Source organism: Nonomuraea sp. NPDC026600 (assembly GCF_040638335.1).
Classification (GTDB): Bacteria; Actinomycetota; Actinomycetes; order Streptosporangiales; family Streptosporangiaceae; genus Nonomuraea.
The window spans coordinates 110,388-131,214 of sequence record NZ_JBEZYD010000027.1 but is presented as its reverse complement, the minus strand read 5'-3'; the positions used below and the strand labels follow the sequence as shown (position 1 = coordinate 131,214).

16 protein-coding genes are annotated in these 20,827 nt (G+C 69.7%); 11 read left to right on the top strand and 5 right to left on the bottom strand.

Going from position 1 to position 20,827, the window contains the following annotated elements; translation table 11 throughout:
- The first annotated feature begins 38 nt into the window (after nucleotides 1-38).
- From AB0F17_RS44180 to AB0F17_RS44165, 4 genes are all read left to right on the top strand, one after another.
- Nucleotides 39-659 carry a VOC family protein gene (locus tag AB0F17_RS44180; RefSeq protein WP_358036032.1) on the top strand — a complete coding sequence of 207 codons (621 nt, stop codon included), beginning with the start codon at nucleotides 39-41 and terminating at the stop codon, nucleotides 657-659.
- A gap of 48 nt (nucleotides 660-707) precedes the next feature.
- Nucleotides 708-2,345 carry a lysine--tRNA ligase gene (gene lysS / locus AB0F17_RS44175; protein WP_358036030.1) on the top strand — a complete coding sequence of 546 codons (1,638 nt, stop codon included), beginning with the start codon at nucleotides 708-710 and terminating at the stop codon, nucleotides 2,343-2,345.
- A gap of 254 nt (nucleotides 2,346-2,599) precedes the next feature.
- Nucleotides 2,600-3,322, top strand: coding sequence for a glycosyltransferase family 2 protein (locus AB0F17_RS44170; protein WP_358036028.1), 723 nt, complete (start codon nucleotides 2,600-2,602; stop codon nucleotides 3,320-3,322).
- A gap of 19 nt (nucleotides 3,323-3,341) precedes the next feature.
- Complete coding sequence (locus AB0F17_RS44165) at nucleotides 3,342-4,313, top strand: 2-dehydropantoate 2-reductase N-terminal domain-containing protein (RefSeq protein WP_358036026.1); 972 nt, start codon at nucleotides 3,342-3,344, stop codon at nucleotides 4,311-4,313.
- Here the strand turns inward: AB0F17_RS44165 and AB0F17_RS44160 are convergent.
- Nucleotides 4,279-4,806: a DUF6886 family protein gene (locus AB0F17_RS44160; RefSeq protein ID WP_358036024.1), complete on the bottom strand. Its 528-nt coding sequence runs from the start codon at nucleotides 4,804-4,806 to the stop codon at nucleotides 4,279-4,281. The two genes, AB0F17_RS44165 and AB0F17_RS44160, sit on opposite strands and share 35 nt — an antisense overlap.
- A gap of 106 nt (nucleotides 4,807-4,912) precedes the next feature.
- Here AB0F17_RS44160 and AB0F17_RS44155 point away from each other — a divergent pair, with 106 nt between their 5' ends.
- Together AB0F17_RS44155 and AB0F17_RS44150 are read left to right on the top strand one after the other, a co-directional pair.
- Nucleotides 4,913-5,302, top strand: coding sequence for a hypothetical protein (locus AB0F17_RS44155; RefSeq protein ID WP_358036022.1), 390 nt, complete (start codon nucleotides 4,913-4,915; stop codon nucleotides 5,300-5,302).
- A 118-nt stretch (nucleotides 5,303-5,420) separates the two neighbouring features.
- The gene (locus tag AB0F17_RS44150) at nucleotides 5,421-7,313 is read left to right on the top strand and encodes a nitrate- and nitrite sensing domain-containing protein (RefSeq protein WP_358036020.1); all 1,893 of its coding nucleotides are present in this window, start codon (nucleotides 5,421-5,423) and stop codon (nucleotides 7,311-7,313) included.
- 30 nt (nucleotides 7,314-7,343) lie between these two features.
- On the opposite strand, the gene AB0F17_RS44145 is transcribed toward AB0F17_RS44150, so the two are convergent.
- Together AB0F17_RS44145 and AB0F17_RS44140 are read right to left on the bottom strand one after the other, a co-directional pair.
- On the bottom strand, nucleotides 7,344-8,084 hold the full coding sequence (locus AB0F17_RS44145) for an MBL fold metallo-hydrolase (RefSeq protein WP_358036018.1): 741 nt from the start codon (nucleotides 8,082-8,084) through the stop codon (nucleotides 7,344-7,346).
- Between the two features lie 9 nt (nucleotides 8,085-8,093).
- Nucleotides 8,094-8,237, bottom strand: coding sequence for a hypothetical protein (locus AB0F17_RS44140; RefSeq protein WP_358036016.1), 144 nt, complete (start codon nucleotides 8,235-8,237; stop codon nucleotides 8,094-8,096).
- 380 nt (nucleotides 8,238-8,617) lie between these two features.
- Here AB0F17_RS44140 and rho point away from each other — a divergent pair, with 380 nt between their 5' ends.
- From rho to AB0F17_RS44125, 3 genes are all read left to right on the top strand, one after another.
- A complete protein-coding gene (rho, locus tag AB0F17_RS44135) occupies nucleotides 8,618-9,721 on the top strand; it encodes a transcription termination factor Rho (protein WP_358036014.1) in 1,104 nt (367 codons plus the stop codon).
- 139 nt (nucleotides 9,722-9,860) lie between these two features.
- On the top strand, nucleotides 9,861-10,877 hold the full coding sequence (locus AB0F17_RS44130; RefSeq protein ID WP_358036013.1) for a putative RNA methyltransferase: 1,017 nt from the start codon (nucleotides 9,861-9,863) through the stop codon (nucleotides 10,875-10,877).
- A gap of 143 nt (nucleotides 10,878-11,020) precedes the next feature.
- On the top strand, nucleotides 11,021-12,787 hold the full coding sequence (locus tag AB0F17_RS44125) for a prolyl oligopeptidase family serine peptidase (protein ID WP_358036011.1): 1,767 nt from the start codon (nucleotides 11,021-11,023) through the stop codon (nucleotides 12,785-12,787).
- A gap of 57 nt (nucleotides 12,788-12,844) precedes the next feature.
- On the opposite strand, the gene AB0F17_RS44120 is transcribed toward AB0F17_RS44125, so the two are convergent.
- Nucleotides 12,845-14,389 (bottom strand): GAF domain-containing SpoIIE family protein phosphatase, encoded by a 1,545-nt coding sequence (locus AB0F17_RS44120; protein ID WP_358036009.1) that lies wholly within the window; start codon nucleotides 14,387-14,389, stop codon nucleotides 12,845-12,847.
- A 122-nt stretch (nucleotides 14,390-14,511) separates the two neighbouring features.
- On the opposite strand from AB0F17_RS44120, the gene AB0F17_RS44115 reads away from it, so the two are divergent.
- Both AB0F17_RS44115 and AB0F17_RS44110 read left to right on the top strand, forming a co-directional pair.
- Nucleotides 14,512-18,681: a HAMP domain-containing protein gene (locus AB0F17_RS44115; RefSeq protein ID WP_358036007.1), complete on the top strand. Its 4,170-nt coding sequence runs from the start codon at nucleotides 14,512-14,514 to the stop codon at nucleotides 18,679-18,681.
- Nucleotides 18,682-18,684: 3 nt separating this feature from the next.
- Nucleotides 18,685-19,314: a response regulator gene (locus AB0F17_RS44110; protein WP_358036005.1), complete on the top strand. Its 630-nt coding sequence runs from the start codon at nucleotides 18,685-18,687 to the stop codon at nucleotides 19,312-19,314.
- A gap of 191 nt (nucleotides 19,315-19,505) precedes the next feature.
- On the opposite strand, the gene AB0F17_RS44105 is transcribed toward AB0F17_RS44110, so the two are convergent.
- Nucleotides 19,506-20,675, bottom strand: coding sequence for an NYN domain-containing protein (locus AB0F17_RS44105; protein ID WP_358036126.1), 1,170 nt, complete (start codon nucleotides 20,673-20,675; stop codon nucleotides 19,506-19,508).
- Between the last annotated feature and the right edge of the window lie 152 nt (nucleotides 20,676-20,827).

The window sequence follows — 20,827 nt, the reverse complement described above, 5'->3', positions numbered from 1 at the left end:
ACCGATCCGAGAGCCCACCGCCGGCCGGAGGCAGTCCAGTGACCGATCCCCGCCTCGACCATCTCGTCTACGCCGTACCCGACCTTCTGGGCGGCGTCGCCGACTTCGCCGAGCGCACCGGGGTCGCCCCGGCGGTCGGGGGCCGCCACCCCGGCGGCACCGCCAACTACCTGGTCGGCTTCGGCGAGACCTCCTACCTGGAGATCGTCGGCCCCGATCCGGAGGCGGACCCCGGACCCCGGCGCTCCTTCTTCGACCTGGAGACCATCACCGAACCGCGGCTCATCACCTGGGCCGTGCGCTCCGCGGACCTCGACAAGTCCGTACGGCAGGCCCGCGAGCAGGGCTACGACCCCGGCGACATCGAGCCGCTGTCCCGGCGCACCCCCGACGGCACCCTGCTGGAGTGGCGGCTCACCAGGCGAGACGATCCCGAGCCGGTCCAGCCGGTGCCGTTCCTCATCGACTGGGGCGGCACCGCCCGTCCCGCGGGGCTGCCCCGGCTGGGGCTGTCCGCCTTCAGCGCGGTCCACCCGGAGCCCGCCGCGCTCCGCCGCGACCTGGCCGCGCTGGGCGTCGAGCTGGACGTCGCCGAGGGCCCGGAGATCGCGTTGCGGGCGGTGTTCGACACCCCGCTCGGCCCCGTGACCCTGGCCTAGCCGCGCATTCCGTTGGCCTGATCGCGGGCTAGCCGCAAGAATGGCGCGATGGCTGACACTACGGAGACCGACTGGGTCTCCAGGTTCGCGGATGAGGTGATCTCCGAGGCGGAGCGTCGCGCCCCGGGCAAACCGATCGTCTGCGCCTCGGGATTGAGCCCGTCCGGGCCGATCCATCTGGGCAATCTGCGGGAGGTCATGACTCCTCATCTCGTCGCCGACGAGATCCGCCGGCGCGGCCACGACTGCGTCCACCTGCTGTCGTGGGACGACTACGACCGCTTCCGCAGGGTGCCCGCGGGCATCGACCCGTCGTGGGCCGAGCACATCGGCAAGCCCCTGACCTCGGTGCCCGCCCCTCCGGGCAGCCCGTACGCGAGCTGGGCCGAGCACTTCAAGGCGCCGATGACCGGGGCGCTGGCCGAGCTCGGCGTCGTCTGCACCGGCATCAGCCAGACCGAGCAGTACACCGCCGGCACCTACCGCGAGCAGATCCTGCTCGCCATGCGCGAACGGGAGCGGATCAACGCGGTCCTGGCCCGCTACCGCACCAAGGAGACGGCCGGCAAGCCCGCAGCCGACAAGGAGGTGGCCGACTACTACCCCTACAAGCCCTACTGCGAGCTGTGCGAGCGGGATCTCACCACGGTCACCGCCTATGACGACGACAGCACCGAGCTGGCCTACACCTGCGAGTGCGGGTTCGGCGAGACCGTGCGCCTGGCCGAGCACGACCGCGGCAAGCTGGTGTGGAAGGTCGACTGGCCGATGCGCTGGGCGCACGAGGGCGTGGTGTTCGAGCCCTCGGGCGTCGACCATCACTCCGCCGGCTCGGCCTGGATCGTCGGCGGGCAGATCGTGGGCGAGGTGTTCGGCGGCGAACGGCCGATCGGCCCGATGTACGCCTTCGTCGGCATCACCGGCATGGCCAAGATGAGCAGCTCCAAGGGCGACGTGCCGACCCCGGCCGACGCCCTGGAGATCATGGAGGCGCCGGTGCTGCGCTGGCTGTACGCGCGACGCAAGCCGGCCCAGTCCTTCAAGATCGCCTTCGACCAGGAGATCCAGCGGCTCTACGACGAATGGGACAGCCTCGGCCGCAAGGTCGCCACCGAGACCGCCCAGCCCGCCGAACTGGCCGCCTACGAGCGGGCCGTGCGCACGTCCGAGGGGCCGCTGGCCGCCACGCCGCGGCCGGTCCCCTACCGGACCCTCGCCTCCATCGCCGACATCACCACAGGCGACGACGACCAGACGCTGCGCATCCTGCGCGACCTCGACGGCGAGCTCACCTCGCTCGACGAGGCCCGGCCCCGGCTCGACCGCGCGCAGCGCTGGATCGACACCCAGGTCCCCGCCGACCAGCGCACCCGCGTACGCGAGTCGCCCGACACCGAACTGCTCACCTCCCTCGACGAGTCCGAACGCGACTCACTCCGCCTGCTGGTCGACGGACTCGACGAAAACTGGTCACTCGACGGCCTGACCACACTGGTGTACGGCGTACCGAAGGTCCAGGCCGGGCTGACGGCTGACGCCAAGGCGACACCCGAGCTGAAGGCGGCCCAACGAGCCTTCTTCGCCCTCCTCTACCGCCTCCTGGTAGGCCAGGACACCGGTCCACGCCTCCCCACCCTGCTCCTGGCAGTGGGCGCCGACCGGGTCAGGAAACTTGTGGGCGTGTAAGCACCCTGCGAGTGGGGACGGCCGGGGTCAAGAGTGCGCACGTCGCGGCGCCCAGCCCCGTAAACCTCAGGAGCGTGCCCCTGGACAGAGGCCAGCCCCGCCCAGAAGGGTGGGGCTGGCCCATGCCGGCCGTATGGAGCGCCTCACCGGACGGCTCCCTTTGCTGTGCTGAATGTCCGGACATATACATACATCCGAGAGCATTGCAAGGGGCTGTCAAGCGGCTTGCATGCGGGAAAGCGCACCTTCAGGGCATGAACAAGCCCTTCGCCGTGAGCGTCACTGTCGTCGTTCCTGCGATGAACGAGGCCGGCAATCTCCCCCACGTCTTCGCGACGCTGCCTACCTGGATCGACGAAGTAGTCCTCGTCGACGGCAACTCGATTGACAACACTGTCGCCGTGGCCCGGCAACTCCGCCCCGACCTGCGCGTCGTCGCGCAGACGGGACGCGGGAAGGGTAACGCCCTCATCGAGGGTTTCACGGCGGCACGCGGCGACATCATCGTCATGATCGACGCCGATGGGTCGACCGACGGCGGAGAGATCTTCTCCTTCGTCAGCGCGCTGGTGCAAGGCGCCGACTTCGCCAAGGGCTCCAGGTACGCCCCCGGCGGCGGCTCCGACGACATCAGCCTGCTCCGGTCGCTCGGCAACAAGGTCCTGACGGGTCTGACGAACCTGCTGTACGGCACCCGCTACACCGACCTGTGCTACGGCTACAACGCGTTCTGGGCCCACCATCTCGACGCGCTGGCACTGGACTGCGACGGCTTCGAGATCGAGACGCTGATGAACGTACGAGCCGCCCAGGCCGGACTCCGCATCCAGGAGGTGCCCAGCCACGAGCACTCCCGCATCCACGGTGAGAGCAACCTGCACGCCGTACGCGACGGCTGGCGCGTACTGAAGACGATCTTCCGCGAGCGCACCCGCGGGGCGATGTCCGCGCAGGCCCAGGTGGCGCTCGCCGAGTGAACGGTGACATTCTCGGATCATGCGTTACATAGTCATCGGAGCAGGGGCTGTCGGCGGCACCATCGGAGCACGGTTGCACCAGGGCGGGCACGAAGTCGTGCTGGTCGCGCGCGGCGCCCACTACGAGGCGCTGAAGAACGGCGGCCTGCGCTTCATCACCCCCGACTCCACCGAGACCCTGGACGTGCCCGTGGCCGACGGCCCCGTCCCGACGCGTGACGACGACGTGCTGATCGTGGCCACCAAGTCGCAGGACACGATCAGCGCGCTCGACCCGTGGCCCCGGCAACTGCCGGTGGTGTGCGCCCAGAACGGCGTCGACAACGAGCGGACCGTCCTGCGGAGGTTCGAGCGCGTTTACGGCATGTGCGTGTGGTTGCCCGCGACACACGTCGAGCCCGGAACGGTGGCCGCCCACGGCCACCCGTACTCCGGCATGCTGCATGTCGGACGTTATCCACAGGGTGTGGATAACGTCTCCCAGCAGCTCGTCACCGATCTCAACAAGAGCAGGCTGGCCGGGCTCGACGCGCCCGACGTCATGCGCTGGAAGTACGGCAAGCTGCTCGGCAACCTGGGCAACGCGGTCGACGCGCTCTGCGGGCGCGGCCCCGGCCACGAGCCGCTGAGCGAGCAGGTCAGAGCCGAGGGCACAGCCGCCCTGGAGGCGGCGGGCATCCCCTACACCACGCCGAGCGAGCAGGCGGAGGTCCGCGGCAACAAGGTGGACCCCCGGCCGATCGACGGCTTCGAACGCGGCGGCGGATCCTCCTGGCAGAGCCTGGCCAGATCCACCGGCTCGATCGAGGCCGACTACCTCAACGGCGAGATCGTGCTGGTCGGCCGCGAGCACGGGATCTCGACCCCGGCCAACGAGGTGCTCCAGCGCGAGGCCAACCGCTTCGCCCGCGAGAAACTGCCGCCCCGGTCGATGTCGGTCACCGAACTGACCGCGCTCATCGACGAGCGTTCCGCAGCCGGATCCCACTGAACTTCATCGTGCTGGCCGTCACCTCGTTCCAGAACGGCCAGAGGTTGTCCAGCACGCGCAACTGGATCCCGGCCTCCTCATGCAGGTCCAGGAGATCCGGCACCGGCTCCGCGGGGCCGAGCGGCTGCACCGCCACCTCCGCCACGACCGCGTGGCCGTCGTCGCCGATGACGCGGAAGGGGCCGGCGGGCAACCGGTAGGCGTACAGGCTGACGTCCATGAGCGCCTTGAGCCAGCCGTACTCGATGGCGTGCACCCGATCGCCGCAGCCCGCGCCGATGATCCGGTCGGCGTCGGCCGCGGTGGTGTCGGCCCCTTTCCAGGCCATCGCCCGCGGGCAGGCCCGCGGGAACCAGTAGTCGGGACAGCGGTCGTAACCGACCGCCCATACGTACGGCTCACGCATCGCGGAGGTCGGCGCCACGTGTGGCACGAACAGCTCGATCGTCGGGTCCTCGGAGAAGTGCAGCACCTGGCCGGGCTCGGGTCTCATGAACGCCATGATGGCCGCAAACCCCTATGAGAACGGGGATGGCGCGGCATACTCCGTCCGCGTGTGGGCAGTGGGGACTCGCTCTGACAACAGGGAGTGAGCTGAAATGATCTTGCTGGGTCTGGTCCTGGTCCTGCTCGCCGGTGGCGCCATCGCCCTGGTCGCCTCCGAAGAGACCGCCAGGTACATCCTGTTCGGCTATACGTTCGAATTCGATTCCCTCGGCATGTTCATCGCCGGCGCCGTGACCGCGGCGGTTCTGCTGCTGGGCATCGCGATGATCAGCTCCGGCTCCCGCCGGACGGCCACCCGCCGCCGTCAGGCGCGCGTGGCGCGGGCCGAGACCTCCAGCCGGGTGGCCCGGCTGGAGGAAGAGAAGCGCGAGCTGCAGCGGAAGCTGGAGCGCGAGCACAAGACTCAGCCCGTGCCCCGGCCCGAGCCCGAGTCGGCCGACCGCCTCGTGGCCGGCGGCGCCGAGGACAGCGGGCGGCGGTAGCGCCTCTGAGCGCGGCCGGCACGAGGGTGCCAGGGACCCTCGTGCCGGCCGACGCCAGAAATCCCGATAAAAGGGGGTGTACTCTGCGAGGCGATCTCATCATGCCTCCGGAGGTCGCATGCCCCCCAAGCGTGGCCGTCCCATCGCCATCAAGCTCCTCATCCTGCTGATCGTCCCGCTCACGTCGCTGGTCGGCCTGTGGGCGTTCGCGGCCACCCTGACCGGCGGCGACGGCCTGCGCCTGCTGGAGATCAACGAACTGGTGACGAACCTGGCCGACCCGTCCGAGCAGATCAACGTCGAGCTCCAGAGCGAGCGGCTGGCCTCCGTCGAGTTCCTGGTGACCAAACGCGGCGCCGACCAGCTCGCCATGCAACGCACCCGGACCAACGAGGCCGTCGCGGACTTCCGCAGGCGGGCCGGCGAGCAGAACGTCTCGTCCGGGATGGCCAACCAGCTCAGAGCCCTGTACGACCGGCTCGACCAGCTACCCGAGATCCGGCGCCAGGTCGACGGCTCGAACCCCGCCCCGCTCGACGTGATCGACGGCTACAGTCAGATCGCCGACGCCTCCTTCCGCATGTACGACGCCATGATCCTCATGCCCGACATGACGCTCTACCGGCAGGCGCGAGCGGTCACCATGCTCGGCGAGGCCAAGGACCTGCTGTCCAGAGAGCGGGCGCTCATCATCGTGCTCCTGGGCAGGGGCAAGGTGACCACCCTTGAGCGCCGGGAGTTCACCGGCATGGTCGCCACCAGGCGGCTCCTCTACACCCAGGCGCTGTCCCACCTCGACCCCGGGCTGCGCGGGCCGTACGAGCAGCTGATCTCCTCGCCCGCCTACCGCGAGTTCCTCGAGGCGGAGGACGCCATCACGGGCCAGGCCACCAAGAACGGCCTGCCCGCCGCGGCGGCCACCTGGCCCATCGACGCGAGCAACGTGTGGACGGTCGTCGAGCGCGACCAGCTGCAGGCCGTACGGGGGATCACCCAGCGCGTCACACCCACGGCCGTCAACGTGCTGATCAAGATCGGCGTGGCGGGCGGCCTCGGCCTGATCGCCGTCCTCGCCTCCGTCCTGCTCTCACTCCGCTTCCGCGGCCGCCTGGTCCGCGAGCTCGCCGGGCTCCGCGACGCCGCCACCGACCTGGCGGAGGTACGGCTGGTGGCGCTGGTCAAGCGGCTGCGCACGGACGTCGGCCCGCCGACGCCCGACGAGCTGCCCACGCTGGAGGTGAAGGCGGAGACCAGCGAGGTGCGCGACATCGTGCAGGCGTTCAACAACGTGCAGTCCACGGCCGTGGCGACCGCGCTGAGCCAGGCCAGGCTGCGGCACGGCGTCAGCCAGGTCTTCGTCAACCTGGCCAGGCGCAACCAGACCCTGCTGCACCGTCAGCTCCTGCAGCTCGACAGCATGGAACGCGGCGCCGAGGAGCCCGAGACGCTCGAAGACCTGTTCAAGCTCGACCACCTCACGACCCGCATGCGCCGGCACGCCGAGAGCCTCATCATCCTGTCCGACCAGGCGCCGGGGCGGGGCTGGCGCAACCCCGTGCCGATCCACGACGTCCTGCGCGCGGCGGTGGCCGAGGTCGAGGAGTACCCGCGGGTCGAGGTGTTGCAGCCGCCGCCCGTCTCACTGGTCGGCGCGGCGGTCACCGACGTCGCCCACCTGATGGCCGAGCTGATCGAGAACGCCACCCTCTTCTCGCCGCCCCAGACCCGGGTGGACCTGCGGACGACGATCACCCCGCACGGGGTGAACGTCGAGATCGAGGACCGCGGTCTCGGCCTGACCAGGGAGGAGCTCGACGAGCTCAACACGCGGCTGGCCGAGATGCCGGAGTTCGACCTGGCGCAGAGCGATCGGCTGGGGCTGTTCGTGGTGGCCAGGCTGGCGGCCAGGAACAGGATCAAGGTCGCGCTCGGCGCCTCGCCGTACGGGGGGCTGACCGCGATCGTCAGCCTCCCCGCCGACCTGCTGGCCGACCTGCCCGTCCCCGCCTGACCAACCCCACACGCTCGCGGTGGAGGTGGCTCAGAGCTCCAGGAACGGGTCGCCGAAGTGCGCGGTGGCGAGCACCGCGCGCTCGGCCCGCAGCCCGCCGAGCACCTCGGCACGCGTGGCGGCCGCCTTCACCGGGTCGTCGTCGTAGAGGTAACGGACGCCCGGATCGGCGAGCTGCGCCGGATGCAACACCAGGTCGCCGGTCATCGCCAGCTCGCCCAGCCGGACGATCTGGTGGCCAGGGGTGTGCCCCGCCGCCAGATGGACGTGTACGCCCGGCGCGACCTCGGCATCGCCGTCGACGACCTGCAGTTGCCCCTTGATCGGGGTGAGGATCTGGTCGAGCATCGCGCCCTGGGCCGCGTCGACCTCGGCCTGCTGCAGAACGTACCTGGCGTTCTCGAACAGCGGCCGGCCGTCGGCGACCGCGCCACTGGCGTGGTCACTGTGCAGGTGGGTGAGGATCACGGTGCCGATCTCGGCCGGATCCACTCCGGCGGCGGCCAGCTCACCGGGCAGTGTCCCCGGCACCGGCGCCCAGCTCGACGCCGGTGAGTCCGCCCCACCGATGCCGGTGTCGACGAGCGTGACCCGGCCCGCCGGGTCACGCAGCAGATAACAGTGAAAGTGCAGGATCCACGGCCCGTCCGCGAGCCCTCCCCCCGGGAACATCTCGGTGAGCGGGCGGCGAATCGTCGGTCCCATGGGACCCACGGCGTCGCAGAGAGGCGTCACCTCGACGCCGGAGATCGTACGCGGCTGATGCGGCATTCGCCCAGACTAGGCGGCCACGCGCTGGCGCGGAATGTACTCGTTCTCGAGGTCCGCGGCGTAGACGGCGCGGCAGCAGTGCGCGCACCGGTACATGATCGGGCCCTCGTCGAGCTCGTTGTCACACCGCGGGCAAAGGGTGCTGGTCTTCATGGTGATCCCCCCAAGGAGTTCGTGTCTCTATGAAAGCCTCATCGGATTGCAGCGGCCCTGCATCTCGCTTGACAGGATGCCGGTGCATTGATGGGCGATCTGTGTCGTCGTGCACACCAGCTGCGGTAATTCGCAGCACTCCGTGCCGAGGAGAACATTGTTACGCCGCGCTCCACACGGCGAGGCGGAAGAGGCGAGAACCCCCCGGGAATAGCCCATGCGGGCTAGGTGTTGTATGGGCCGGAACGTGTGATACGTTGCCAGCGGCGTTGAGCTTCTTCTTGCTCCGCCGTTTCCCCCACGCCCCGCCCGATGTTCTCGGGCCAGGCTCATTCTTCACTCGCCGGCTTTTTCGGCGTTGCCCTCGAGGAGGGTTCATCATGTCTGTTCAAACCATTCCCCAACCGCGCGCCGCCGCTCCCACTCGGCAGGTCACCGGCCTGCTCGACATCCGGGAGAAAGGCGCCTTCATCCGCGCGGGGCACCTGCCCGGCCCGGATGACACCCGCTTGCCGCCCGACCGGGTCAAGCAGCTCGGCCTGCGCCCCGGCGACCACGTCGTCGCCACCGTCGCGGGTGGCAAGCTCATCGAGATCGAGTCCGTCAACGGCATCGCCGAGTGGCGGCACCGTCCGCACTTCGCCGACCTGACGCCGATCCATCCCACCGAACGCCTGCGCATCGAGACGGAGTCGCTCAGCACTCGCGTCATCGACCTGTTCGCGCCCATCGGCAAGGGTCAGCGCGGGCTCATCGTGGCCCCGCCCAAGGCCGGCAAGACCATGGTCATGCAGGCGCTCGCGGCGGCCATCGCGCGCAACCACCCGGAGACGCACCTCATGGTCGTGCTCGTCGGGGAGCGCCCCGAAGAGGTCACGGAGATGCGCGCCTCCATCCAGGGCGAGGTCTTCTACTCGACCTTCGACCATCCCGACCGCGACCACACCGCGATCGCCGAGCTGGCCATCGAGCGCGCCAAGCGCCTCGTGGAGAACGGCCAGGACGTCGTGCTGCTGCTCGACTCGCTGACCCGGCTCGGCCGCGCGTACAACAACCTGGCCCCCAGCGGTGGCCGCGTGCTCACCGGTGGCATCGACGCCACGGCTCTCTACCCGCCGAAGCGCTTCTTCGGCTCCGCGCGCAACGTGGAGGGCGGCGGCTCCCTGACGATCCTGGCCACCGTGCTGGTGGACACCGGGTCGCGCATGGACAACAGCCTGTACGAGGAGTTCAAGGGCACCGGGAACATGGAGCTGCACCTGGCCCGTGACCTGGCCGAACGCCGCCTCTTCCCGGCCGTGGACCTGGGCATATCCGGGACCCGCCGCGAGGAGATCCTGCTGCCGGCCGGTGAGCGGCAGGTGGTCTGGAAGCTCCGCCGGATGCTCACCGCACTGGACCGGCAGCAGGGACTGGAACTGCTGGTCGGCAAGCTCCGCGAGACACCGTCCAACGCGGCCTTCCTGCTCCAGGCCAGCGCCTGACCCCGCACCCTGAGCCCTGTGCCGGAACTCCCTCTTGTACGACATGCACGTTCGGGCGTGACTCCACCGCCCACCTCTCCTTTGCCGGCCCGTCCTACCGGTGGCGCGTCAAGTACCCGGCGGCCGTGAGAATGGGCGCATGCTGGCTGACATCGTCGAATACCTGGCCTGCCCGGTCTGTACCCATGAAGTGTGGTTGGCGGGTGACACGCTGCGCTGCGCCGAGGGCCACGCGTTCGACGTGGCCAAGCAGGGCTACGTGAGCCTGCTGGTCGGGTCGCGGACGCCGGGGACGGCTGACAGCGCGGCGATGGTGGCGGCACGGGCCGAGTTCCTGGGGGCCGGACACTACGCTCCGCTCGCCGACGCTCTCGCCGAGAGTGTGCGATTGCGGATACAGAGCGCCAATGGCCGGGAAGGCGACGCTTTCCGTAGGGATAGGTTCTCAGCACTGCCGGACGCGGCGGCCGAGAAGGCGTACCGTAGTGCCGCAGTGGCTCGCGAGGCGGGGGCGGCGCGGCAGGATGCCGGTCAAGCGGAGGAGCCGGTGATCGTTGATGCCGGAGCCGGGACCGGTTACTACCTGGCAACGGTGCTGAGAGCGGTGGACCGTGGCATCGGGATGGCATTCGACGTGTCCAAACACGCTGTGCGGCGGGCGGCTCGGGCCCACCCGAGGGTGGGGGCCTTCGTGGCCGATGTGTGGCGGCCGTTGCCCATCAGGGATGGGGTGGCCGACATAGTGATCGATGTGTTCGCGCCCCGGAACGGCCCCGAGTTCCGCCGCATTCTGCGGCCCGGTGGCGCGGTGGTCGTCGTGACGCCCGCCCAGGCGCATCTGAGCCCGCTCGTTCAGGAGCTGGGGCTGCTCTCCGTCGACGAGGAGAAGGAACACCGGCTGGCCAGGAGCCTTGCGGGGTTCGAGGAGGCCGACCGGCGCACGGTCGAGTTCGACCTGGAGCTGGATCCCGGCGAGGTCGCCGGGGTGGTGGGGATGGGGCCGAGCGCGTGGCACACTGAGGCGACCGAGCTGACTAAGCGGATTTCGAGCTATGTGTCTCGGCATACCGCGAAAAAGCGGGAAAAAGTGGTGGCTAGGGCTGCGTTCCACGTGTCTATCTTCGAGGCGTCACCACGATCAAGGGCTGTTCCTTGACGGGCATCTGGGACTCGTGTTATTGATGGGGCATTTAGTCCGAAATTCCCCCACATTCTCGGAGTATTTCTGCGGGACAGGCGCAATACTGGACGGCAACCCACGCCCAGAGGCGGGGTGAGAGAGGGAGGGGGGCGCGCCGGATGAAGGCCGAGGAACGCTGGCAGGCCAGGTTCCGGGCGTCACGCATGACGTTGCCGTCCTGGGCGCGGCTGGCCCCGAGCCGTTCCATCTATCGCTCCAACGCCACCGGCACCTGGGAGGTCTACGCCTGGGACCGCGCCAGTGGCGCCAACCGCCAGGTGACCGACCGGCCGAAGGGCACCGCCCACGCCGCGATCGATCCCACCGGCCAATGGATCTACTGGTTCGCCGACACCGAGGGCGACGAGTTCGGCCTGTGGTGGCGCCAGCCGTTCAACGGCGGCCCCGACGAGCCGGTCGCCCACGACCTCGGCCCCGGCCAGCCGGGCGGGATCGCCCTGTCCACGGCGGGCGTCGCGGCGATCAGCCTGGCCAGTGAGGGTTCGTTCAGGATCCATCTGGTACGCCCCGGCGAGCCGTCCCGCCTGCTCTACGAGCACGCCGAGGCGGCCTGGGTAGCCGACATGTCCCTCGACGGCGCACTTATCGCGATAAATCATGCGGAGTACGGCGACTTCCGTCACCCGGCGCTCCGCGTCGTCCGCCCCAACGGCGAGGCGGTCGCCGAGCTCTACGACGGCCCCGACAAGGGCGTGATCGGCCTCAGGTTCGCCCCGGTGCCGGGCGACCGCCGCATGCTCGCCCTGCACGAGCGCCGCCAGCGCCAGGAGCCCCTGGTCTGGGACCCGGTGACCGGCGAGCAGCGCGAGATCTGGATGAAGGACTCCGGCGAGCTGACCGCCGACTGGTACGACGACGGCCGCGGCCTGCTGATCACCCGCGACAATCGCGCCCGCAGCTACCTGCACCGCTACGACCTCGCGGGCGGCGGCCTGACCCTGCTCGAGACGCCGCACGGCGTGATCGACGAGGCGGGCCCGCGCCCCGGCGGCAACGTCGAATACTCGTGGTCCAGCGCCTCCCGCCCGCCGGTGATCCGCTCCAGCAACGGCCAGGTCGTGCTCAACCCCAGCGGCCCCTCGGCGCCGCCGAGCGTCCCGGTCGAGGACCTCGACGTGCCCGGCCCCGGCGGCAGGATCCACGCGCTGGTCTCCCGGCCCGAGATCGGCGCCGCGCCCTACCCCACCGTGTTCCTGCTGCACGGCGGCCCGACGATGCACGACCGCGACGCCTTCTCCCCCGAGGTCGCGGCCTGGGTGGACGCCGGCTTCGCGGTGGTGCGGGTGAACTACCGAGGTTCGACCGGCTACGGCTCGGCCTGGCGCGACGCGCTCCACAGCGACGTCGGCCACATCGAGCTGGCCGACGTCGCCGCCGTACGCGAGCACGTCGTCGAGCGCGGCATCGCCGACCCCACCAGGATGCTGCTGGCGGGCACCGCCTGGGGCGGCTACCTCACGCTGCTCGGCCTCGGCACCCAGCCCGAGCTGTGGACGGCCGGCATCGCGGCGGTGCCGATCGCCTGCCACCAGACCTCCTACGAGGACGAGGCCGAGAGCCTGCGCGCCTACCACCGCGCGCTGCTGGGCGGCTCGCCCGACGAGCAGCCCGAGCGCTACGCCGCCAGCTCCCCCATCACCTACGTGGACCGGGTGGAGAGCCCGGTGCTGATCCTGGCCGGCGAGAACGACAACCGGTGCCCGCTGCGGCAGATAGAGAAGTACGTGGCGAAACTGGCCGAGCATGGCCGGGAGCACGAGGTGTACGCCTACGACGCGATCCGCGGCTCCCTGGTCATGTCCGAACGGATCGCGCAAATAGCACTACAGCTTGAATTCGCCCGCAAGCACGTAAACCCACTCTGATAATCGACCATTCGCAAAGTCGCGCCGTCAACCGGCGTGGAATGTCGTGAAACAGAGTCAGCGGGCCCGAAGGACGACGATCGCCAGGTCGTCCGCGCTCGGCTCCGTGGCGAAATCGGCCGCCCCCCTGCGGATCCGCTCCGCCACCGCGCGGGCCGACAGCCCGGCGCACTCGGCGAGCAGCTTGGCCAGACCCCCGTCGTCGTCGAGCAGCCGCCCGCCCGAACGCCGCTCCGTCACCCCGTCGGTGACCGCCAGCAGCACGTCACCGTGGTCGAGATGCAGCGTGTCGGCCTCGAACATCACCTCATGGAAGACGCCGAGCAGCGACTGCGGGGTCGTCACCGTCTCGACCACACCGCTCGGCTTGAGGCGCAGCGCCTCCGGATGACCGGCCGACACGAGGCGTACCTCCAAGCCGGTCGCCACCGGCGTGATGTCGCCGTGCAGCAGGGTGAGGAACCTGGCCCGTTCCCCCTCCTCCAGGATCGCCTGGTTGAGCCGGCCGAGGACGGCCGCCACTCCGTAGCCCTCGCGGGCGAGCAGGCGCAGGGTGTGGCGGGCGAGGCCCGTCACGGCGGCGGCCTCCGGGCCGGTGCCGCACACGTCGCCGATCGCGAACCGCCACGAGTCGTCGCCGGCCTTGAACAGGTCGTAGAAGTCGCCGCCGACCTCGTTGGCCTCGCCGGCGGGCTCGTAGACGACGCCGTAGTCGAGGCCGGGCACCTCGGGCTCGTTCGGCGGGAGCAGGCTGCGCTGGAGCGCCCGGTTGGCCGCGGCCTGCTGCGCGTAGACGCGGGCGTTGTCGGTGGCCAGCGCCGCCCGCCGGCCGATGTCCTCGGCGAACTGGATGACCTCGTCGGTGAAGCGGTCGGGCCGGCCCAGGCACATCATGCCCAGACCCCGGCCGCGCGCGGTCAGGGGGACCGCGAGCACCTGCGAGTCGGCCAGGTGCAGGGTGGAGGTGACCCGGGCGTCGGCGATCATCGCGTCCATGTCGCCCAGTTGCTCGCGCAGCCCGTCGATCCTGGCCTCGTCGGCGTGCCAGAGGTAGACCAGCCGCAGCGGACCGACAGCGGTGTCAGAGGTGTAGACGGCGCACCAGCTCGCCAGCCGCGGCACCACGATCTGGGCGATGATGGCGGGCACCATGTCGGGGTCGAGAGTGCCCGCGAGCAGGTCACTCGCGTCGGCCAGGAACCCCAGCCAATGCGGCCCCCTGGCGCTCTCCTCCAGCCACTCGGATGCCACTTCGTCCGCGGAGCCGGGTAGCGTGAGTCTTGCCCAATGGACACGGGACTCGCCCGCGAAGGTGATCCCCCACTCCTCCACCCCCACGGACGGAGCCTTCGGGTCGCCCGTCGAGCTGCTCCGCTGTCTCAGCTCGACCTGCACGGCGTCGCCGAAATGCTTCCAGATGACTTCGAACGGCTCGTCTATCGCCTGTTCGGCCAGGTCGGCGGCGACCTGCTCGGCCACATGCAGCACACTGCCGACTGCCCACGCGGTCAGGACCTCACGGGTGAACCTCATCGCAGCCGTCACAGCGGTGTCGCCGGGCGCGAACGTGGCGGCCAACACCGCATGGGGAGTACCAGTCATCGCAACGTGCCTACCACACTTCATGCTGGGTTGGGGTAAATCCAAGGGACGGGACTAGGAGCTACTCATCGTGACAGACTTGTACCTACTCGCGGTGGCACCCCGGGAGTGAAGGAGGTCCCATGACAACGGCCAAGGCCGCATTGAGCTCTGAGGAGAGGACTTACACCGAGTCGGATCTCGTCCCGATCCTGGAGACCCTGTTCTCCTGGCGAGACGGCGATTTCCGCCGCCGGGTCCCCCATGCCCCGGCCGGCATCCTCAGTGAGGTGCGGTTGCTGCTCAACGAAGTGGCCGACCGTCGCGAACACCTCGCCAACGAGTTGGTGCGCGTACGCAAGGAAGTTGTCAAGGAGGGCCGGTTCGGCGAGCGACTGACGCCGGGTCCGGGAGTCGGCGCCTGGGCGGAGAGCGTCGAGTCGGTCAACATGTTGATCGACGCCCTGGTGAGCCCGGTGAGCGGCGCCGCCGACGTGATCGACGCGGTGGCCAAGGGCGACCTGTCGCGGCGGATCGATCTCGACCGCTCGGCCCGCGGCGAGGTACGCCGCCTGGGCAAGGCGATCAACGGCATGGTCGACCAGCTCGCGCTGTTCAACTCCGAGGTCACCAGAGTGGCTCGGGAGGCCGGCACCGAGGGCCGGCTGGGCGGCGGCGCCAATCTGCGCGGCATGTCCGGAAGCTGGCGCGACCTCACCGAGGCCGTCAACACGATGTCCTCCCGCGTGGCCGCGCAGGTGCGTGACATCGCGGTCGTGACCACCGCCGTGGCCAAGGGCGACCTGAGCCGCAAGGTGACGGTCGACGCCGTGGGCGAGATGTTCGAGCTGAAGAACACCGTCAACACGATGGTCGACCAGCTCTCCGGCTTCGCCGAGGAGGTCACCCGAGTGGCCCGCGAGGTCGGCACCGAAGGCCAGCTCGGCGGCCAGGCGCAGGTGACGGGCGTCTCCGGGGTCTGGAAGGACCTGACCGACAACGTCAACTTCATGGCCAACAACCTCACCAGCCAGGTACGCAGCATCGCGACCGTGGCGACGGCGGTGGCCCAGGGCAACCTGTCGAAGAAGATCACGGTCGACGCGGAGGGCGAGATCCTCCAGCTCAAGGACACCCTCAACACCATGGTCGACCAGCTCTCGTCCTTCGCCGACGAGGTGACCCGCGTGGCCCGCGAGGTCGGCACCGAGGGCAAGCTGGGCGGACGCGCCGAGGTGAAGGGCGTGTCGGGCGTCTGGAAGGACCTCACCGACAACGTCAACTCCATGGCCTACAACCTCACCTATCAGGTACGCAACATCGCCCAGGTGACGACGGCCGTGGCCAACGGCGACCTCACCCGCAAGATCGACGTGGACGCCCAGGGCGAGATCCTGGAGCTCAAGTCCACCATGAACACGATGGTCGAGCAGCTCTCGTCGTTCGCCTCCGAGGTGACCCGGGTCGCCCGCGAGGTGGGCACCGAAGGCCAGCTCGGCGGCCAGGCACAGGTGCGCGGCGTCTCCGGGGTCTGGAAGGACCTCACGGAGAACGTCAACTCCATGGCCAACAACCTGACCTCCCAGGTGCGCCAGATCGCGGCGGTCTCGTCCGCGGTGGCCCAGGGCAACCTGTCGAAGAAGATCACCGTAGACGCGCAGGGGGAGATCCTCCAGCTCAAGGACACCCTCAACACCATGGTCGACCAGCTCTCGTCCTTCGCCGACGAGGTGACCCGCGTGGCCCGCGAGGTCGGCACGCAGGGCCAGCTCGGCGGCCAGGCACGGGTGCAGGGCGTGTCGGGGGTCTGGAAGGACCTGACCGACAACGTCAACTTCATGGCCAACAACCTGACGTACCAGGTGCGCAACATCGCCGAGGTGACCACCGCGGTCGCCAACGGCGACCTCACCCGCAAGATCGACGTGGACGCCCAGGGCGAGATCCTGGCGCTCAAGACGACCATCAACCGGATGGTCGACCAGTTGTCGTCGTTCGCCTCCGAGGTGACCCGAGTCGCCCGCGAGGTGGGCTCGGAAGGGCGGCTGGGCGGCCAGGCGCGGGTCGAGGGCGTGGAGGGCACCTGGAAGCGGCTCACCGAGAGCGTCAACGAGCTGGCCGGCAACCTCACCACCCAGGTACGCGCGATCGCCACCGTGACCAGCGCCGTGGCCAGGGGCGACCTGACCCGTTCGATCGCCGTCGAGGCGCAGGGCGAGCTGGCGGAGCTCAAGGACAACATCAACTCGATGGTGGCCAACCTCCGCGAGACCACCCAGGCCAACCAGGAGCAGGACTGGCTCAAGTCCAACCTGGCCCGCATCTCCCGGCTCATGCAGGGCCACCGCGACCTGTTCGAGGTGGCCAAGCTGACGATGAGCGAGCTGACGCCGTTGGTGTCGGCCCGTTATGGCGCCTTCTACGGCGTCGATCCCGAGGGCGAGCACGAGCTGCTGCTGATCGGCGGCTACGGCGTACGCCCCGACCGCGGCCCGCGCCAGCGCTTCGCGGTCGGCGAGGGCATCGTCGGCCAGGCCGCGGCCCAGGGCCGGCACATCGTCCTCGACGACGTACCGCCGCGGTTCATCACCATCGACAGCGGCCTCAGCCAGTCGACGCCCGCGCAGATCGTCGTACTCCCGATCCTGTTCGAGAACCGCGTCCTGGGCGTGCTGGAGCTGGCCTCCTTCACCCCGTTCGGTGAGGTGCATCTCGACTTCCTGACCCAGCTCGTCGAGACCATCGGCGTCACGATGAACACCATCATCGCCAACTCGCGCACCGAGGACCTGCTGACGGAGTCGCAGCGACTGACTCGCGAGCTGCAGGAACGCTCTGACGAGCTGCAGCGTCAGCAGGAGGAGCTGCGCAGGTCCAACGCGGAGCTGGAGGACAAGGCGGCGCTGCTGGCCAAGCAGAACCGCGCCATCGAGATCCAGAACTTCCAGATCGAGCAGGCCCGCCGCACGCTGGAGGAGCGCGCCGAGCAGCTGGCCGTGTCCTCGCGCTACAAGTCCGAGTTCCTCGCGAACATGTCCCACGAGCTGCGCACGCCGCTCAACAGCCTGCTCGTGCTGGCCAAGCTGCTGACCGAGAACGCCGAGGGCAACCTGACCTCGCAGCAGGTCGAGTTCGCCAAGACGATCCACGGCGCGGGGTCCGCGCTGCTCCAGTTGATCAACGACATGCTCGACCTGTCCAAGGTCGAGGCGGGCCGGATGGACATCCATCCGATCCAGGTGTCGCTGCCGAAGATGGTCGATCTCCTGGAGGCGGCGTTCGCGCCGCTCGCCCAGGACAAGGGGCTGGCCTTCGCGGTCGAGGTGGACAGCGACGTGCCCCAGGAGCTGCGCGCCGACGAGCAGCGGCTGCAGCAGGTGCTGCGCAACCTGCTGTCCAACGCGGTGAAGTTCACGCCGAAGGGCGAGGTGAAGCTGCGGGTCACGCCCGTGCCCGCCGGGGTCGAGTTCGACGACGACACCCTGCACGGCGCCCGCGACCTGCTGGCCTTCCAGGTGATCGACACCGGCATCGGCATCGCGCCCGACAAGCGCGAGGTCATCTTCGAGGCGTTCCGGCAGGCCGACGGCACCACCAGCCGCAAGTACGGCGGCACCGGGCTGGGCCTGTCGATCTGCCGCAAGATCGCCCTGCTGCTCGGCGGTGAGATCCACGTCGACAGCGAGCTGGGCAAAGGAAGCACGTTCACCCTCTACCTACCGGCCTCCTACACGGGCCCGCTGGCGGAGGTCGAGAGCGGCATCGAGCGCAGGCAACTGCTCTCCGTGCCGGTCGAGGAGCCGACGGCCTCGCTGCACGAGCCGCCGATCCCGCTCGACCTGCCGCTGCCCGAGCTGATCGAGCCGCCCGCCGAGACCAGCCAGTGGCACGGCGACGACCCGCTCAACGGCGCGAAGATCCTCATCGTCGACGACGACATCCGTAACGTGTTCGCCCTGACCAGCGTTCTCGAACGGCACGGCTCCACAGTCGTCTACGCTGAAAACGGCCGCGAAGGAATCGAGCAGCTCGAACGGAACGAGGACGTCGCTCTCGTGCTGATGGACATCATGATGCCGGAGATGGATGGCTGGGCCACCACCTCGGCCATCAGGCGCATGCCCCAGTTCGCCGACCTCCCGATCATCGCGCTGACCGCCAAGGTCATGCGGGGCGATCGCGAGAAGAGCATCGCCTCGGGTGCCTCCGACTACGTCCCCAAGCCCGTCGACGTCGACCGGCTGCTCGAACGCCTGCGCGGCTGGCTCGGCCGAGGGCGATCCACTGGCGAGTCATCAGCCGAAGGGGCGTGATCAGTGCCTGATCGTGCCAAGATCCTCCTGGTCGACGACCGCGAGGAGAATCTGATCGCCCTTGAGGCCATCCTCAGCTCGCTCGACCTGGTGCCCGTACGCGCCAGGTCCGGCGAGGAGGCGCTCAAGGCGCTGCTCAACGCCGAGTTCGCGCTCATCCTGCTCGACGTGCGGATGCCGGGCATGGACGGGTTCGAAACCGCCGCCCACATCAAGCGGCGGGAGCGGACCCGCAACATCCCGATCATCTTCCTCACGGTGGTCGACAGCGCGCCCGACTACGCCTTCCGCGGCTACGCGGCGGGCGCCGTCGACTACCTGACCAAGCCGTTCGACCCGTGGGTGCTGCGGGCCAAGGTGTCGGTCTTCACCGAGCTGTACAACATGAACAAGCGGCTGGCCGAGCAGGCTTCGATGCTCCGCGAACGGCTGAGCGCCGAGCTGCCGCCGGGCGCGGGCGAACAGTCGGCGATCCTGCCCGAGCTGTCTCGGCGGCTGACGGCGGCGGAGGACGAGCTGGCCAGGGTACGGGAGCTGGCGCGCAAGTCGCCGGACCCGGGGGCGGCGGCCCCGCTGTCCGACCTCGCCGACCGGCTCGCCCACCTCCGCGCCGGCTTCGACGCCCTGTCGTGAAGCCGCTCCACGGCCGGTCAACAGGTTGTGGATAAGAGGGCTCTCCGGATGGGGAGCCCGTCGCCGATGCGCCCCACCGAAGCGTTGAGGCCGGGCGCCGTGCCGTCCGTGCGAGGCGCTGAGACCGGTACGGCAGTCGCACCGGCCCGTCCGTCCGCAGACGCGTCAGGCTGGTGCCTGGCCGCGCCTGGCTAGTGCCTGGCGCGCTCCAACGCGTCCCAGAAGCCGCGGCGCAGCGCGTGGCGTACCTCGTCGTGCAGCAGGAAGTCGATCGGCAGCGACGAGCCCTGCAGCAGGCGGGCCTCCAGGTCGGAGGGCATCCGTGGCTTGCGCGCCAGCACGGCCTCCAGCCACAGGGCCGGAGCGTCGCGGGCCACGGACTCGCCGAAGTCGTGCCCTTCCCGGTGGGCGGACTTGACGGCGTCGGACAGCGTGGTGGCCCCGGCCGTGGCGGCCGAGGGCTGCTGGGAGACCGGCGCCGGCTGCGGGCCGGTGTAGGCGCCGAGCTGCGAAGGCTGATAGGTGCCGTTGGACGGCGAGTTGAACTGCCCGGTCGTCGGCGCCTGCGGCTGCTGCGGGATCGGCCCGGTCACCGGCGCGGCCGACGGCGGGTCAGGCTGGTAGTCGGAGTAGATGGGCATCGGCGGCGGCGACTGGCCGCGCCCCGCCGACGGCATCATGCCGTTGGCACCGGACTGACCTTGGCGCCCCGAGCCGGCGGAGTGGCTGCCCCCGCTCGACTGGGCGGGCGGCAGTTCCCGCTGCGCGTGGCCGCTGTGGCCGTTGCTGACCGGCTGGTGGTGGCCGTTGGTCACCTCGACGGCGCCGGCCATCAGGTTGACGTAGGGGCGCAGGTGTACGCCGCCCAGCTCGATGAGGTCGTCGCTCTCCTGGGTGAGCGAGCGGGCGACGGCCCAGCCGCCGTCGGTCGCGATGTGCACGACGGTCACCCTGATGCCGAGGTCCTGCGCGTCGCAGACCACCTGGGCCAGGTCCTCGTCACCGCTGACCACGACGGCGTCGCAGATGGCGCTGTTCCGGGCGAGCGTCATCAGGTCGCGGTGAACCTGGGCGTCCACGCCTTCGCGCCGTCCTGGACGGATGCGCGAGAGGCGGAGCTTGAGACCGGGGATGTCGGCCAGCACGTCGTGCTCTGGCGTGCGGCGGCCCTCGACGGTCGCCTCGTACCAGTAGCACCGCAGCAACGGCAGCCCGGTGCGTTCGCGCGAGAGGCTTGACATGAGCTGCAACAGCCCTGGATAGTCCCAGGCCACGGCTTCACGATGGCGGGTCCCATGCACGGCCATCGCGCCGTCGGCCAGCAGATAGCCAGCGTCCACGAACAGCGCGCAGCGATCCACTGACACGGCCCCTTTCCTGGTGGTCCGACCTAGCAGACTCGTGCACCGTCAGAGCCGGACGCGGCGGCCCTGTCTCAGGGTAATGAAAGCAGGTGATCGCGCGAGGGTTAATCCCGACGATTCGCCCCTGCCCCGACCATACGCCGGTGCAT